The organism is Comamonas trifloxystrobinivorans (genome assembly GCF_043359985.1).
GTDB lineage: Bacteria > Pseudomonadota > Gammaproteobacteria > Burkholderiales > Burkholderiaceae_C > Comamonas > Comamonas trifloxystrobinivorans.
Window position 1 is genome coordinate 1 of record NZ_JBHZGV010000034.1, and the last position, 14,777, is coordinate 14,777.

Below are 14,777 nucleotides of genomic sequence, written 5' to 3' on the forward strand. Positions count from 1 at the left end.
TGTAGGGCACGTTTCTTTGCTGACTTTCTTGCCGTGCAGCAAGAAAGTCAGTCGCCCGCCGGGGCGAGACCCGGCCAGCTGCCGCATGCAATGCCAGCTAACGCCAGTTAGAAAACAAACTTCCCGGCATCTGCGCAAAGGACGCAATCGCTCACCGCTACGCGTCCTTCACAACTCCAGCTGCTGCCAGCAAGCAGCCAACGCCAGTTGAAAAATACCCGCTTATTCGTGATCCGTAGTAGCCAAATAGAACCATTCACGGTTCACCGGTGCGTCGCTTTGCGGGAAGATCATGCAGCCGTCGAACGGGGCCAGGATCTGGCTGCCGTCGGCTCGGGTGGCCAGCAGGTCGCCCTTTTGGAAAGGGTCGAAGTTCTGCCATTCCTTGACCATCTGGTCGCCTTCGCTTTGGCGCATGAACACGTCTTTCATGTGGTGCGTGGTGTAGCGGGCTACGGGCTCGACTTGCACGTCGGCCATGTCCAGCAGATTCAGCACGCCGGCAATGCAGCGGTCGGCAATTTCAATGGCTTCGGGGTCGGCGTGCGAGCCCGACTCCACGGTGATCGCGTAGCCGCCACGGCTGCGCATGAACTCGTTGGTGCCAATGCCGTGTTCGGCGCGGATGGCGCCGTTGCTGGCTTGCACGGCTTTGTCGTAGACCTCCAGCCAGCCTTGCACGATGGTGGGCAGGCCCACGGCCTTGGCGAAAGCTTCTTCTTCTACCTGGCGTGCAAACGGCTCGAGCTTGCCGTTGTTGTTGAGCGGGCCGGTCATGGCGAAAGGCACGCCGTCGCCGCTGTAGGAGTGCAGATCGAGCAGGGCGTCGTGGCTCTCCAGCAGCGGGGCCAGGGCGTTGACCATGTGGTCTTCAAAGTTCTGCGGCTGCTCGGTGGGCACGAAGTTGCGGTTCAGGTTGCGGTCGCCTTCGCGCTCGTTCTTCACGAATGCCTTGGGGTTGGCCACCGGCACCATGGTCAGGCGGCCGCGCTTGAGGCGTACCTGGCCCGATTCAAAACGCTCGATCCAGCGGCGGATGGCATGCGTGCCGCTTTGCTCATTGCCGTGCACGGCGCCAAAGACCAGCAGCGAAGGGCCGGCCACCGCCGATGCCCAGCCAAAGCTGCGCAGCTCGGCCGGTTGCTCGGCCGAGACGGTGTTGTCGATGGGGAGAATGTGAAAGCTGGAGACAGTCATAACAATTTTCAGGTGTATGGCAGCTGCCAGCGCAGGGAGCGGGGTGCAAGCCGGTCGGCTGCACGCTGTGCGCGGTGCCCGCGTGGGGCAGGGGGCTGGCGCGTGCCATTGGCGCCGTCGTTGCAACGCCAGCGGCCATGGTACCCGATTGCCGTGCAAGTTGCCGGCTGGCTATCAATTTTTATAGCTGCTGGCGCTTGCTGGTTGGGCTCGGTAGGCTGAAAACCCGGCAAGAAAAAGCCTTGCTGAGAGCGGGGTGCCGGCGGAGTTTTACGCTGTCGCCGGGGCCGCGCTGCTTGGGCGGTTGGCCCCCGCCCCGGCGCTCAAGCCACGCGCTTGAAAACCAGATCCCACACGCCGTGGCCCAGGCGCAGGCCGCGGTTTTCGAACTTGGTCAGCGGGCGGTACTCAGGTTGCGGCGCGTAGCCATCTGCCGTGTTTTGCAGTTGGGCGTTGGCCGACAGCACCTCCAGCATTTGCTCGGCATAGGGCTGCCAGTCGGTGGCGCAGTGGATATAGCCGCCCACCTTCAAACGGCCCACCAACTGGGCGACCAGTGGCGGCTGGATCAGGCGGCGCTTGTTGTGTTTTTTCTTGTGCCAAGGGTCGGGGAAAAACACATGCACGCCGTCCAGCATGCCCGGTTGCAGCGTGTTCTCGAGCACCTCCACAGCGTCGTGCTGGAAGATGCGGATGTTGGTGATGTCTTGCTCGCCAATGCGCTTGAGCAGGGCACCTACGCCGGGCTCGTGCACTTCGCAGCACAGAAAATTGTCGTCCGGGCGCACGCGGGCGATGTGGGCCGTGGCCTCGCCCATGCCAAAGCCGATCTCCAGAATCAACGGTGCGCTGCGGCCAAAGGCCGCTTCTGCGTCGAGCGGCTGGCCGGTGTATTCCAGCACGTATTGCTCGCCAAACTCTTCAAAAGCCTTGGCTTGGCCGGTGGTGGTGCGGCCGGCGCGGCGCACGTAAGAGCGAATCGTCTTGGGGAAGGCCACGCCTGCGGGCGCATGGCCGGGCGCGCTGCTGGCGTCGGCGGCGTTGGTGATGATGGGTTCGGCGGCGGCCCCGGTCGAGGGCGTGGATGGTTCTTGCATGGTCAAAAGCACGGGCAGGCGCAGGGCGCTGCAGAAGCGGGGGCAAAGCGGCCGAGCCGCAGAAAAAGCCGCTATTGTAGATTTTTCCGGCCGGCAGCCGGCGCTCAAGCCTTTCGGGCTGGGCAGCCGGGCAGGAATGTCTCCCTATAATCGCTGCCAGCATTGTTTGTCTGTCGTTATTGCAGGTCTGTGTGGGACAGAGGACAAAGCGGGGCCGCCACCCGTCTGCCCAAGATGGGTCTGCCTGCCGCAACCGGTTTCGGTTTGGCGGCCCCGTTGTCTTCGCTCCAGCCTGCCATGGCGCCATTGGCTGGAGAATCCATGGAAGTTCTGTCCCTCGTCGAGCCCATCGTGCGCGACGTCATCGCGCCTGCTGCAAGCCATACCGACCAGGCGGCTGTCTACCCGCGTCAGGCGCTCCAGGCATTGGGCCGTGTCGGTTTGCTGGGCCTGATCAGCGCGCCCGAGGTAGGCGGCATGGGCGGCGGTTTGCGCCAGGCCGTGCAAGTGGTGGAGCGCATCGCGCAAGACTGCCCTTGTACCGCGATGGTGCTGACCATGCACTACTGCGGCGTGGCCTTGATCGAGCCGTTTGCCGACATCCAGGTGCGCCGCGCCATTGCGCAGGGCGAGCACATTACGACCTTGGCGGTGTCCGAATCGGGCTCGCGCAGCCACATCTGGGCGCCCACGGGTACCGCTGCTGCGCAGGGCGAAGACACGGTGCTGCTGAACGCGCACAAAAGCATGATCACCTCGGCCGGCCAGGCCGACTCTTACGTCTGGATCTCGCGCGCCAGCCAGGGCGAAGGCAATACCTTGTGGCTGGTGGACAGCCGCTTGCCCGGGCTGAGCGTGCCGCAGGCTTTTGACGGCATGGGCTTGCGGGGCAATGCCTCGTCGCCGATTGCGGCGCAGAACGTGGCCGTTTCCAGCCGCTGCCGGCTGGGCGACGATGGCGCGGGCGAAGCCGTCAAAGCCCAGTACCTGATGCCGTACTTCACCACCTTGATCGCCACCACCTCGGTCGGCCTGATGCAAGGCATTCTGCGCCGCGCCGTGCAGCACGTAGCCAGCACCCGCTTTGCCGAAAGCGGCGGCGGCCTGGCCGATCTGCCCACCATCCGCGCTTACCTGGCCAAGGCCCAACTGCTGGCAGACCAGGCCCAGCTTTTGCGTGACGACGCTGTCAACGCTGTACTGGCCCAGCGCGCCGATGCCCGTACGCGCCTCTTGCAAAGCAAGGCCGCTGCGGCTGAGGCGGCGCTTGAAGTCAGCAACACCGCCATGCGCGTTTGCGGTGGCGCGGCTTTCCGCAAAGAGCTGGGCATTGAGCGCTTGTTCCGCGACGCCCGCGCCGCATCGGTGATGGCGCCCACCACCGATGTCATCTACGACATGCTGGGCAAAGCCCTGTGTGATGCCGCCGCCTGAGGGCGCGCCGGTTTTTTGTCCGTTTTCTCCACCCTCGCCAAGCGAAAGGCAAACCCATGACTGCTTCCTACTCTGTGCTGAAACTCGGTGCCGTGGCCTATGCGCCCAAGGTCGTCACCATCTGGGAAGGCTTCAAGGCCTACTTTATCGAGCGCGGCCTGTACTTCGACTACGTGCTCTACTCCAACTACGAAACCCTGACCGAAGCGCTCCTGAGCGGCGAGGTGCAATTGGCCTGGAACTCGCCGCTGGCCTATGTGCGTGCCGAGCTCATGGCCAAAGCGGCCGGCCAGCAGGTGGAATCCATCGCCATGCGCGATACCGATCTGGACGTGCAATCCGTGCTCGTCGTGCCCGCCAACAGCCCGGTGCAAGCGCTAGACGATTTGCGTGGCAAGACCGTGGGCTTTGGCGCTATAGATTCGCCACAAGCCACCTTGATCCCGCTGGACCACTTGCGCCAGGCTGGGCTGGTGGCTGGCAAAGACTACACGGCGCGCCGTTTCGATGTGCTGGGCGGCAAGCATGGCGACCACATCGGCGGCGAGCGCGATGCCGCCAAAGCCATGGTGGCGGGCGAGATTGATGCTTCGTGGATGGTGGCAAAAAACTACCAGGCCTTTGCCGCCGAAGGCACGCTGCCTGCTGGCAAAACCCGGGTGCTGGCCACTTCAGGCGCTTTTGACCATTGCAACATGACCACCGGCCCCAGCATCACGCAGCAGGATTCGGACCGTTTCCGTGAGCTGCTGCTGGGCATGTCGTGGGACGACCCCGAGGTGCGCCCCTTGCTGGAGCTCGAAGGCCTCAAGGTCTGGCACCCGGGCCGTGCCAGCGGCTACCAGTTGCTGGAGCGTGCCGTGCGCGACGAGCAGTTCTACGACGCCACCGGCCGCATCACCGTGCAAGGCTACCAATACTGAGCCCTGCAACCACTACAACAAGCAAAAAGTGGAGACCTCCATGACCGATTACCTGAACGCGCTCGAAAGCATTGTCACCAACACCATCGCCCCGCAAGCGGCTGATACCGACCGCGAGGCCCGTTACCCGCGTGCGGCGCTCGACGCACTGGGCCAGGCCGGCTTGCTGGGCCTGCTCAGCAGCCAGGAAGTGGGCGGCCTGGGCCTGGGTTTGCCCGAGGCGGTGCAGGTCATTGAGCGCATTGCACGCGATTGCCCTTCTACCGCGATGGTGCTGACCATGCACTACGCGGGCACGGTCCTGATCGAGAAATACGGCCAGCCCGAAGTGCGCCGCACCATTGCGGCGGGCCAGCATGTCACCACGCTGGCCTGGTCAGAGGCGGGCTCGCGCAGCCACTTCTGGGCGCCAGTCAGTACGGCGCGTGCCGATGGCGCTGAGCATGTGCTGCTTGATGCGCGCAAAAGCATGGTCACCTCGGCGCAGCAGGCCGACTCTTACGTCTGGTCTTCGCAACCTGTCGCCGCCGCTGGGCCGTCCACTTTGTGGCTGGTGGACAGCCGCTTGCCCGGCCTCTCGGGCCCGCAGTTGTTCGATGGCATGGGCTTGCGCGGCAATGCCTCGGCGCCCATTGCGGCTGAGAACGTGCGCGTGCCACTTAGCGCACGGTTGGGTGCGGACGGCGCAGGCGGCGACATCATGAACGGCGACGAGCTGCCCGTGTTCTGCACCCTGATCGCCACCACCTCGGTCGGCCTGATGGACGGCGTGCTGGCGCGCGCCACCACCCACATCACTGGCAACCGCTTTGCCGAAAGCGGCAGCAGCCTGGCCGATCTGCCCACCATCCGCGCTTACCTGGCGCGGGCGCGCATCCGTGCCGACCAGGCGCGTACTTTGCGCGACGACACCTTGGCCGCGTTGGCTGCCGGCCGCCCCGATGCCATGCTGCGCGTGCTGGAGGTCAAGGCCAGCGCCGGTGAGGCTGCGCTGGAAGTGACCGACGCCGCCATGCGCATCTGCGGTGGCGCGGCTTTCCGCAAAGAGCTGGGCATTGAGCGCCTGTTCCGCGACGCCCGTGCGGCCAGCGTGATGGGCCCCACCTCGGATGTGCTTTACGACTTTATCGGCCGCGCTCTGTGCGGCATGCCACTGGCATGACGGCCGTGTTGGTAGACCTGCAAAGTCTGGGCTTTGACGCGGGCGCACACCTGCTCGTCAAACACGCATTGGCCGGTGTGGCGGTAGGCGAAAGCGTGCTGGTACAAGGCTCGGCGCCGGGTTGGCATGCGCAACTGGCGGCCTGGTGCCAAGCCCAAGGCCATGCTTTGCAAACCCCGCCCGGCTGGTTGCAACTGCCGCAATTGCAAGTGTGCAAAGGCGCGATGCAAACCGGCCGCTGGCGTGGCGCAGCGCAAACCGGCCACAGCGACGCAGGCTTGGCCGGTGCTGTGGCCGACCATGCGCAACCGCGCTGGGGCCTGGCAGCGCGGGGCGCGGCGGTGGAGCAGGGCGCACCGGCTTTTGCGTTTCGGCTCAGCGAGAAGGCTGATTTCTGGAGCGACAACGCGGGCGATCTGTACGCCCAGGCCGTGGCCGCGCAGTGGAACGCCGATACCGATATCGACTGGAGCAACGCCCCCGAGCCGCCAGCGCCGGTGGAAGACGCCATCGTGCAGATCATGACTTACATGGTTGAGAACGAGAACGCTGCGCTCATCGTGCCGGCGCGTTTTCTGGGCGAGCTGCACCCGCACTACCGCGAGCTGCAGGCGGCGCTGGCCATCCAGGTGGCCGACGAGGCGCGCCATATCGACGTCTTCACGCGCCGCATTCGCCGCCACGGGCGCGAGCCGGCACTGTCCACGGCCGGCGGCCAGGCGTCGCTGCAAATCCTGCTGGAGGAAAAAGACTTTTCCGTTGCCGGCTTTTTGCTCTCGGTCTTGGGCGAGGGCACCTTTGTCAACCTCTTGCAGTTTTTGCAAACCGATGCGCCTGATCCGCTCACGCGCCAAATCTGCCGCTTGGCCGCACGCGACGAGGCGCGCCATGTGGCGCTGGGCATGTCGCACCTGTTGCAGCGCTTGAAGCAAGAGCCGGCGTTCAAATACCGGCTCGCACAAGCGGTGGAATCGCGCCACGATGCGCTGGCCGGCACCTCGGGTCTGAACGAAGAAGTGTTTGATTCGCTCATCCTCGTGGCCGCGGGTGAGCTCTCGCCGCCCGCCTTGGCGCGTGGTACGCAGCGCGTGCAGCAGCTCATGCAAGACATGGCCGACGGCCGTTACACCAAGCTGGTTCGCCTGGGTTTTGACAAGGCCCAGGCCGAGGAGTTGGCCGCGCTGCACACGCGCAACTTCATGTAGCGCCCCAGGGCAGGCGTTGCCATTGCCCGGCCCATTCGGCCAGCGCCGCATCCATGCTGCTGGCCGAGCTGGCAGGCAGGCCCAGAAACTGCGCCGCTTGTTGCAGCGCCTGCAAGCACAACTCCGGCGTGCTGGTGTCTACAGCGGCCGCGCCGTGTTGTTTGGAGAGCTTTTCGCCATCGGGTTGCAGCACCAGCGGCGTGTGCAGATAGCGCGGCGCGGGCAGGCCCAGCGCGTGTTGCAGCAGCAGCTGGCGCGGCGTGTTGTCGGCCAGGTCGGCGCCGCGCACCACGTCGGTAATGCCTTGGGCCGCATCGTCCACCACTACGGCCAATTGGTAAGCCCACAGATCGCCTGCGCGTTGCAGCAGAAAATCGCCCACAGTGGTGGCCACATCTTGCTCCAGCGCGCCCAGGCGCCGGTCTTGCCAGTGCAGTTGCGAGTCTTCGAAATGAAAAGCCGGGCTGACGGGCTGCGGGCTGGCGCTCAGCTTGTGCTGGTAGCGCTGGGTGTGGAAGCGCCAGCTGCGCCCGGCCTTGCCATGCAAACCGTCGCGGCAAGTGCCGGGGTAAGGGCGCTCGCCGTGGCGCTCGTGCTGAATGCCTTGGGCGGCCAGCGCCGCATCCATATCGCGCCGCGTGCAAGCGCAAGCGTAGGCCCAGCCTGCTTCTTGCAGTTGGCTCAGTGCGTTGGCGTAGAGCTCGTAGCGTTGCGATTGCCATTGCGGCGGCTCGTCGGCATGCAAATGCAGCGCGTGCAACTGCTGCAAGATGCGCTGGTCCGTGCCCGGCGGGCAACGCGGCGGATCGATGTCTTCAATGCGCACGAGCCAGCGCCCTTGGTGGGCACGGGCATCAAGCCAGGACGCCAGCGCTGCGACCAGCGAGCCCGCATGCAGCGGCCCGGTGGGCGAAGGCGCAAAGCGGCCGATATAGGTGGAAAAAGTCATCGCGGCGCCAGTGTAACGCCGAGAAAGCGGCTCAGAAATCTGATCAGAAATCCATTAAAAACTGTGGCGCAAACCTGCACCCACGGCGCTTTGCTGGCTGCCCGCCAGCGGCAGGCTGCCAGCGGCGGCTGCACTGGCGCTGAACGCTGCCTGCCCATTGTTGCGTACATGGCCCAGCGATGCATACACCGCCGTGCGCTTGGAGAGGTGGTAAGCCGCACGCAGCACCAGCAACTGGCCGCGATCGGAGCTGTGCGCTACGCGCAGCTGGCTGAACTGGCTGTCCAGCGTCCACGGCCCGGTCTGGTAGGTGGCGCCCAAAAACCACAGCTGGCTGCGCGGAGTGGCCGCAGCGTCGTTGCGGCGTTGGATAAAGCCGGCACCGAGCTTGAGCTGGTCAAACTTGGCGTAGCCGGTGAGCCAGCTGCGGCGGTCTTGCATCTGGCTGCTCATCAGGCCGGCAAATGCGCCCGGGCCGCCGTTTTGCTGCAAATGCCCCAGCGCCACGCCGCCTTGCGGGCTGTCCCACTGCAAAGCGGCCGACCATTCGCGGCAGCGCTGCTTGTCCACGGCGCTTTCGCCTGCGCAATTGGCGCCGGCCGGGCTTGGGCCGGCGTTCACCACATCGCGGCCAAAGCTGTAAGTGGCGCCGGCCGACCAGGCGCCCCAGCGGCCCCGGTAGGCCAGCGAGTTGTCGGCGCGGGCGTTGGGAATGTAGCCGTCGAGGCTGGCCATGCTGTGCATGCTGGGCCCGATCACATCGGCCCCGATCATCGACCAGAACAGCATGTTGTACTGCCGCCCCACACTCAGGCTGCCCCAGTCGCCATGCAGGCCCAGCACCGCCTGGCGGCCAAAGGCGCGGTTGCCGTTGTTGATGGCGCCGCTGTCGGTGGCAATGCCCATCTCCAGCGCCCACTGCGCGCTCAGGCCGCCGCCCAGGTCTTCGCGGCCGCGCAGGCCCAGGCGCGAGGGCGAGCTGCCCGACAGGTTCGGCATGCGCGTGAGCGTGTCGCGCTCCGGGCCCACACGGTTCACCCATTCCACGCTGGTATCCACCAGGCCATACAGGCTGACCGAGGCTTGCGCACTGGCCCAGCCGCAGCTGGCAGCCAAGGTGCTGGCGAGGAGAAACCGGGCGTTGTTACTAGGCATGGACGGTGTATCTGTTTGAAACACCGCCATTGTGCGCAAGCCGTTTGCAAACGCAAGCTGCCTGTCGGTTGCGGCCAACAGGGGCGGGCGCAGCGGTTATGGCAGGGTGCTCAGGCGCCAGGCTGGCGCGCAAAGCGCACCTGCACGCGCAGGCCGGGGCGTTGTGCGTCTGGGCGGGCGTCTTCCAGCGCAATGCTGGCGCCGCTGGCGCGGGCTATCTCTTGCACGATGGCCAAGCCCAGGCCGCTGCCCTGGCTGTCGGTCTGCAGGCGGTAAAAGCGCTCAAACACGCGGTCGCGGCTTTGGCGCGGAATGCCAGGGCCGTCGTCCTCTACCCACAGGCGCAGCTGTGCGGCTTCGGCGCTCAGGCCCAGCGTCACATGGCCATGCGCGGGCGTGTAGCGCAGGGCGTTGTCCACCAGATTGCTGATCAGCTCGGGCAGCAGGGGATTGCTGCTGAACAGCGAAAAAGCCCGCGCATCGCCTTGCAGCGCCGGCTCGCAGCGCTCGTCCCAGCCCAGGTCGATCTGCTTTTGCTCGGCCGCCGGGGCCAGCTGCTCCAGGCAGTGCAGGCACAGCTGGCGCAGATCCAGCCACTGCGCCGCATGCGTGCCCGGCACTTGCTCGGCCTGGGCCAGCGTGAGCAACTGGTTGGTGGTGTTGATCAGCTGCTGGTTGCTGCGCTGCAGTCGTTGCAGCACGGCAATACGCTGGGCCACGCTCAGGCGGGCCAGCTCGGCCTCGCTCTGGCCCAGCGCCTGCTCCAGCGTATTGGCCTGGATGGCCAGCGGCGTGCGCAGCTGGTGCGCGGCGTCCGATATGAACTGCCGCTGCCGGGCCACCTGGGCGCGGATGGTGCGGGCAAACTGGTTGACGGTATCGGTCAGCGGGCGCAGCTCCTGGTGCAGGCGGCGCGAATCCAGGTGAAAGTCCAAATCCTTCGCCGGCCGCTCGGCCAATTGCCGCGCCATGCGCAGCAGCGGGCGCAGCTCCAGCGTCAAGGCGGTGGCGCTCACCAGCACCGCCAGCGCCAAGGCCCAGAGCAGGTATTCCATCGTCGGCCACCACAAGGTGTGCACCATGTTGTCTCGGCTGTGCGTGGTTTTGCCCACCATGATGGTGATCTCGCGCGCGCCCGCGACGTCGTACATGGAGCGGCGCGTTACCACGGCGCGTATCGGCAGGCCTTGCCAGGTGGCGTCGTACCACTGCGCGTTGTCGCTGCCGGTCAGCTGCAAAGGCTGCGGTTGCGGAAAATCCGGCTGCCCGGCCAGCAACTGGCCTTGGGTATCGGTCACGCTCAAAAACACCTGGTCGCGTGCGGGCGACATGAACAGGCTCAGCGCCGCCGGCGGCACGCTGGCGTGCACATCGCCGTCTTCCCAGATCAGCCGGTCGGCCAGGATCTTGGCCGACGACAGCAGGTCGTGGTCTTGCACGTAATCGGCCGCGTCCTCGGCGTGTTCGTGCGCAAACCAGCCGCACAGCGCCACCAGCAAAGCCAGCGGCAGCAGCAACCACAGGGCGAGGCGGGCGCGCAGGCTGTGGAACATGGGGCGCCTCAGTCGCTGGCGGCCAGCTTTTGTTTGAGCAAATAGCCCACGCCGCGCAAAGTCATGATGGTGGCGTCGCTGGCTTCCAGCTTTTTGCGCAGCCGGTGCACGTACAAATCCACCGCATCGGCGCTGGCGTCTTCGTCCATGCCAAAAATCACATCCATCAAGCGCTGCTTGGGCAGGGCGCTGCCGTTTTGCAGCATCAAAGCTTCGAGCACGCTGCGCTCGCGCGGCGGCAGCGGCAGCTCTTCACCGTTCACGCTGAACAAGCGCGTGCGCAGATCGAGCTGCAAATTGCCGCAGCGCACCAGGTTCTCGCGCCCCGGCATCTGGCGCCGGGCAATGGCCTGCATGCGGGCCAGCAGCTCGCGGATCTGCACGGGTTTGACCAGGTAGTCGTCGGCGCCGATCTCCAGGCACAGCACCTTCTGGTCGAGCGAATCGCTGGCCGTCAGCACGATCACCGGCAGCGCATCGCCGCGCTCGCGCAGGCGGCGCAGCAGGGCCTTGCCCGTCATGTGCGGCAGGTTCAGGTCGAGCAACAGCAGGTCGTAGTGCGACTGGGTGAGCAACTGGTCGGCCGCATCGCCGCGCTCCACATGGTCCACCACAAAAGCGTGCTGGCGCAGCAACTCGGCCAGCGACTGGCCCAGCTCCAGGTTGTCTTCGACCAAAAGAATTTTCATGCGAGGGCTGCGTGCAGAAAAAACAGAGAACCAGGGTTAACACCTAAAAATATTGCAGTGCAGCGAAAGCGCACTGAAAGGGGGCGATTTCTAGACTTGGTTCACAAGCGGTGCATTATGCGGCCAGCCCGGCAGGGCCCACAAGCAGGCGGCGGTGCACCAGATTGAACCACCACAGGAGATGCACCATGTCCCGATTCCAAGCCTCCCGCCGCGCCACTTTGGCTGCTCTGGCCGCCGCCGCCGTTGCCGCTTTGGCCAGCCCGGCGCAAGCCGCTGACAGCGACACCGTCACCATCATGGTGGGCGGCATCAACAAAATCATCTACCTGCCGGCCAAGCTCACCGAAGCGCTGGGCTACTTCAAGGAAGAGGGCCTCAAGGTCGAGCTGCAATCGCAGCCCGCCGGCGTCGATGCCGAGAACCAGCTCATCGCCGGTGCGGTGCAAGGCGTGGTCGGTTTTTACGACCACACCATTGATTTGCAGGCCAAGGGCAAGGAGATCGAGGCGATCGCCGTGTTCTGCAAGGTGCCGGGTGAGGTGGAGCTGGTCTCCACCAAGGCGGCGGCTGGCGGCTTCAAATCCATGGCCGATGCCAAGGGCAAAACCCTGGGCGTCACCGGTCTGGGCTCGTCCACCGAGTTCCTCACCCGCTACCTGGTCGACAAACAGGGCGTGGCCAGCAAAGACTACTCGCTGCTGCCCGTGGGCGCTGGCAACTCCTTCATCGCCGGCATGAAGCAAGACCGCATCCAGGCCGGCATGACCACCGAGCCCACCGTCTCGCAAATGCTCAAGACGGGCGATGCGCAAGTGCTGGTAGACATGCGCAGCGAAGCGGGCACGCAAGCCGCGCTCGGTGGCCTCTACCCGGCCGCCAGCCTGTACGTGCGCAACGAATGGGCCGACAGCCACAAAGACCAGGCCGCCAAACTGGCCCGCGCCTTTGGCAAAACCATGCAGTACATCAGCACCCACAGCGCTGAAGAAATCGCCGAGAAGATGCCCAAGGATTACTACGGCAACGACAAAGAGCTGTACGTGACGGCACTCAAAGCCTCGCTGCCCATGTTCACCAAAGACGCCAAGATGCCCGAGGGCGGCCCCGAAACCGTGCTCAAGGTGCTGGCCGCGTACAAGCCCCAGGTCAAAAGCGCGCATATCGACCTGAGCAAAACCTACACCAACGCCTTCCTGGCCGCCAAGTAAGGCGCAGCGCCCAGCCCCACACCAAGCTCTCAGGAGAAGCCCCATGTCCTTCACCGCCCCCATGGCCACCAGCGCCGCAACCCGCAGCCAGAGCGCCGGCGCTCTGGCGCCCGGCCACAGCGCCGATGCCGCGATCGAGTTTGACGATGTCTCGCTGCGCTTCATCTCGGCCGACGGCAATGCCACCATTGCCTTGCGCAACTTCTCCATGCGCGTGGCCAAAGGCGAATTCATTGCCATCGTCGGCCCCACCGGCTGCGGCAAATCCACCACCTTGAACATGATCACCGGCCTGCTCAAGCCCACGGTCGGCCATGTGCAGGTGATGGGCCAGCCCGTCACCGGCATCGATCCGCGCATTGGCTTCGTCTTCCAGGCCGATGCCGTTTTCCCCTGGAAGTCGGTGCGCGAAAACGTGGCGGCCGGCCCCATCTTCCGTGGCACGCCCAAGGCCCAGGCGCTGCAACTGGCCGACGAATGGATTCACCGCGTGGGCCTGGGCAAGTTTGGCAACCACTACCCGCACCAGCTCTCGGGCGGCATGCGCAAACGCGTGGCACTGGCGCAAACCTTCATCAACCAGCCCGAAATCTTGTTGATGGACGAACCCTTCTCGGCGCTCGACATGCAAACCCGCACCCTCATGCAAGACGAGCTGCTGCGCCTGTGGTCGGGCACCGGCGGCTCGGTGGTGTTTGTCACGCACGACCTGGAAGAAGCCATTGCGCTGGCCGACCGCGTGTTCGTGCTCTCGGCACGGCCCGCCACCTTGAAGCGCGTCTACGAGATCGACCTGCCGCGCCCCCGCGTGATGAGCGAAGTGCGCTACGACCAGCAGTTCATCGACCTGTCCAAACGCATCTGGGACGACCTGCGCGAAGAAGTCGTCATCCAATAAACCGCTGCCACCGCCACCCCCTATTTGGAGACTGCCATGTCCGACATCACGCTCTCTGCCCAGGCCGCCTACAGCGAGCCAGCCCGTGCCGCCACGGTGCCCAACGCCATCAGCGACGCCGCGCTGGCCCAGGAATCGGCGCTCGCCCAGGCCGCCATCAAACGCCGCAAACACATGATCATCGGCCTGCGCCTGCTGGTGCTGGTGGTGGTGCTGGGCGGCTGGGAACTCTCGGCCCGCATGAAGTGGATCGACCCCTTCTTCTACTCCATGCCCTCGATGATCTGGAACCAGATCGTCGAATGGCTGCGCGACGGCACCTCGCAAGGCCCGCTGTGGCAGCAAGTGCTGGTCACGCTGGAAGAAACCGTGATCGGCTTTTTGATCGGCTCGGTCGCCGGCGTCATCTGCGGCATTGTGCTGGGCCGCAACAAGCTGCTGTCCGACGTGTTCAGCATCTACATCCAGATCGCCAACTCCATCCCTCGCGTGGTGCTGGGCTCGGTCTTCGTCATCGCGCTGGGCCTGGGCATGGCCTCCAAAGTGGCGCTGGCCGTGGTGATGGTGTTCTTTGTGGTGTTTGCCAACGCCTTCCAAGGCGTGCGTGAAGCCGACAAATACATGATCGCCAATGCACAAATTCTGGGTGCATCTCCCCGCCAGCTCACGCTCTCGGTCGTCATCCCCTCGGCCATGTCCTGGATTCTGGCCAGCCTGCACGTCAGCTTCGGCTTCGCCCTGGTGGGCGCCGTGGTGGGCGAATTTCTGGGCGCCAAAGAAGGCATTGGCCTCTTGATCTCCACCGCCCAAGGCGCGTTCAACGCCAGCGGCGTGTTCGCCGCGATGATCGTGCTAGCTGTCGTGGCTTTGGGTGCCGACTTTTTGCTCACCCGCTTGGAAAAGAGCCTGCTCAAATGGCGCCCCGCAGCGTTCTGAGCACGCAAGCGTAAGGGAGCTGGTGCGGGCTCCCAAACTGTCCTCCTTGTCGGTAGTGAATGCACTCCACCTGCTACCGACTTTGCGCCACCTCTGCCAACCGAGGTGGCGTTTTTTTTCACGCGGCGGCGTGAGGGTGGGGCGTGGAGCGATGGCGTCCGCGCCCTGGGGAGGGCTTCTGCGCTGTGCGCAGATTGGGGAGGGTGTTTTTCTCACTGGCGTTGTGCATATAGTTTGCAATGACTTGCCGGGTTTGTCACGGACGCGCAGCGGCAAGTGATGGCTACCTCTGTAGATACTGTCGTGCCCGTCAAGTACTTTGTTCGTGTAATTTCATATCAAATGCCTTTCTTGTTCGCAATATCGCA

At 64.9% G+C, this 14,777-nt stretch carries 13 protein-coding genes; 7 read left to right on the forward strand and 6 right to left on the reverse strand.

The genetic code is table 11. The features are described from left to right. Positions 1–222: 222 nt before the first annotated feature. Together ACFIQF_RS24385 and trmB are read right to left on the reverse strand one after the other, a co-directional pair. Complete coding sequence (locus ACFIQF_RS24385; RefSeq protein ID WP_393946241.1) at positions 223–1,197, reverse strand: M14 family metallopeptidase; 975 nt, start codon at positions 1,195–1,197, stop codon at positions 223–225. Between the two features lie 323 nt (positions 1,198–1,520). Further along, positions 1,521–2,294 carry a tRNA (guanosine(46)-N7)-methyltransferase TrmB gene (gene trmB / locus ACFIQF_RS24390; protein ID WP_393946242.1) on the reverse strand — a complete coding sequence of 258 codons (774 nt, stop codon included), beginning with the start codon at positions 2,292–2,294 and terminating at the stop codon, positions 1,521–1,523. A 321-nt stretch (positions 2,295–2,615) separates the two neighbouring features. On the opposite strand from trmB, the gene ACFIQF_RS24395 reads away from it, so the two are divergent. The 4 genes from ACFIQF_RS24395 to ACFIQF_RS24410 are packed head-to-tail and all read left to right on the forward strand — an operon-like array spanning position 2,616 to position 7,018. After that, positions 2,616–3,728, forward strand: a complete 1,113-nt coding sequence (locus ACFIQF_RS24395) for an acyl-CoA dehydrogenase family protein (protein ID WP_393946243.1) — start codon at positions 2,616–2,618, stop codon at positions 3,726–3,728. A 56-nt stretch (positions 3,729–3,784) separates the two neighbouring features. Beyond that, positions 3,785–4,651, forward strand: a complete 867-nt coding sequence (locus ACFIQF_RS24400) for a phosphate/phosphite/phosphonate ABC transporter substrate-binding protein (protein WP_393946244.1) — start codon at positions 3,785–3,787, stop codon at positions 4,649–4,651. 40 nt (positions 4,652–4,691) lie between these two features. Beyond that, complete coding sequence (locus ACFIQF_RS24405; RefSeq protein WP_393946245.1) at positions 4,692–5,813, forward strand: acyl-CoA dehydrogenase family protein; 1,122 nt, start codon at positions 4,692–4,694, stop codon at positions 5,811–5,813. After that, the gene (locus tag ACFIQF_RS24410; RefSeq protein WP_393946246.1) at positions 5,810–7,018 is read left to right on the forward strand and encodes a ferritin-like domain-containing protein; all 1,209 of its coding nucleotides are present in this window, start codon (positions 5,810–5,812) and stop codon (positions 7,016–7,018) included. The genes ACFIQF_RS24405 and ACFIQF_RS24410 overlap by 4 nt, the downstream gene beginning before the upstream one ends. On the opposite strand, the gene gluQRS is transcribed toward ACFIQF_RS24410, so the two are convergent. From gluQRS to ACFIQF_RS24430, 4 genes are all read right to left on the reverse strand, one after another. Beyond that, entirely contained in the window at positions 7,011–7,967 is a 957-nt protein-coding gene (gene gluQRS / locus ACFIQF_RS24415; protein WP_393946248.1) for a tRNA glutamyl-Q(34) synthetase GluQRS, read from the reverse strand. The genes ACFIQF_RS24410 and gluQRS overlap by 8 nt on opposite strands. Before the next feature lie 54 nt (positions 7,968–8,021). Then, complete coding sequence (locus ACFIQF_RS24420; RefSeq protein ID WP_393946249.1) at positions 8,022–9,122, reverse strand: porin; 1,101 nt, start codon at positions 9,120–9,122, stop codon at positions 8,022–8,024. A 110-nt stretch (positions 9,123–9,232) separates the two neighbouring features. Beyond that, on the reverse strand, positions 9,233–10,675 hold the full coding sequence (locus tag ACFIQF_RS24425; RefSeq protein ID WP_393946250.1) for a sensor histidine kinase: 1,443 nt from the start codon (positions 10,673–10,675) through the stop codon (positions 9,233–9,235). 8 nt (positions 10,676–10,683) lie between these two features. Continuing rightward, the gene (locus tag ACFIQF_RS24430) at positions 10,684–11,364 is read right to left on the reverse strand and encodes a response regulator (protein WP_393946251.1); all 681 of its coding nucleotides are present in this window, start codon (positions 11,362–11,364) and stop codon (positions 10,684–10,686) included. A gap of 188 nt (positions 11,365–11,552) precedes the next feature. On the opposite strand from ACFIQF_RS24430, the gene ACFIQF_RS24435 reads away from it, so the two are divergent. Genes ACFIQF_RS24435 through ACFIQF_RS24445 form a run of 3 tightly spaced genes read left to right on the forward strand, consistent with a single transcriptional unit; the run spans position 11,553 to position 14,409 of the window. Further along, complete coding sequence (locus ACFIQF_RS24435) at positions 11,553–12,575, forward strand: ABC transporter substrate-binding protein (protein WP_393946252.1); 1,023 nt, start codon at positions 11,553–11,555, stop codon at positions 12,573–12,575. A 43-nt stretch (positions 12,576–12,618) separates the two neighbouring features. After that, positions 12,619–13,473, forward strand: a complete 855-nt coding sequence (locus tag ACFIQF_RS24440) for an ABC transporter ATP-binding protein (protein WP_393946253.1) — start codon at positions 12,619–12,621, stop codon at positions 13,471–13,473. 36 nt (positions 13,474–13,509) lie between these two features. Then, complete coding sequence (locus tag ACFIQF_RS24445; protein WP_393946254.1) at positions 13,510–14,409, forward strand: ABC transporter permease; 900 nt, start codon at positions 13,510–13,512, stop codon at positions 14,407–14,409. Positions 14,410–14,777 lie beyond the last annotated feature (368 nt).

What these genes read in the sequence shown, in the direction of transcription:
- ACFIQF_RS24385 (WP_393946241.1), bottom strand. Translation starts at nt 1,197, where the DNA reads ATGACTGTCTCCAGCTTTCACATTCTCCCCATCGACAACACCGTCTCG.
- trmB (WP_393946242.1), bottom strand. Translation starts at nt 2,294, where the DNA reads ATGCAAGAACCATCCACGCCCTCGACCGGGGCCGCCGCCGAACCCATC.
- ACFIQF_RS24395 (WP_393946243.1), top strand. Translation starts at nt 2,616, where the DNA reads ATGGAAGTTCTGTCCCTCGTCGAGCCCATCGTGCGCGACGTCATCGCG.
- ACFIQF_RS24400 (WP_393946244.1), top strand. Translation starts at nt 3,785, where the DNA reads ATGACTGCTTCCTACTCTGTGCTGAAACTCGGTGCCGTGGCCTATGCG.
- ACFIQF_RS24405 (WP_393946245.1), top strand. Translation starts at nt 4,692, where the DNA reads ATGACCGATTACCTGAACGCGCTCGAAAGCATTGTCACCAACACCATC.
- ACFIQF_RS24410 (WP_393946246.1), top strand. Translation starts at nt 5,810, where the DNA reads ATGACGGCCGTGTTGGTAGACCTGCAAAGTCTGGGCTTTGACGCGGGC.
- gluQRS (WP_393946248.1), bottom strand. Translation starts at nt 7,967, where the DNA reads ATGACTTTTTCCACCTATATCGGCCGCTTTGCGCCTTCGCCCACCGGG.
- ACFIQF_RS24420 (WP_393946249.1), bottom strand. Translation starts at nt 9,122, where the DNA reads ATGCCTAGTAACAACGCCCGGTTTCTCCTCGCCAGCACCTTGGCTGCC.
- ACFIQF_RS24425 (WP_393946250.1), bottom strand. Translation starts at nt 10,675, where the DNA reads ATGTTCCACAGCCTGCGCGCCCGCCTCGCCCTGTGGTTGCTGCTGCCG.
- ACFIQF_RS24430 (WP_393946251.1), bottom strand. Translation starts at nt 11,364, where the DNA reads ATGAAAATTCTTTTGGTCGAAGACAACCTGGAGCTGGGCCAGTCGCTG.
- ACFIQF_RS24435 (WP_393946252.1), top strand. Translation starts at nt 11,553, where the DNA reads ATGTCCCGATTCCAAGCCTCCCGCCGCGCCACTTTGGCTGCTCTGGCC.
- ACFIQF_RS24440 (WP_393946253.1), top strand. Translation starts at nt 12,619, where the DNA reads ATGTCCTTCACCGCCCCCATGGCCACCAGCGCCGCAACCCGCAGCCAG.
- ACFIQF_RS24445 (WP_393946254.1), top strand. Translation starts at nt 13,510, where the DNA reads ATGTCCGACATCACGCTCTCTGCCCAGGCCGCCTACAGCGAGCCAGCC.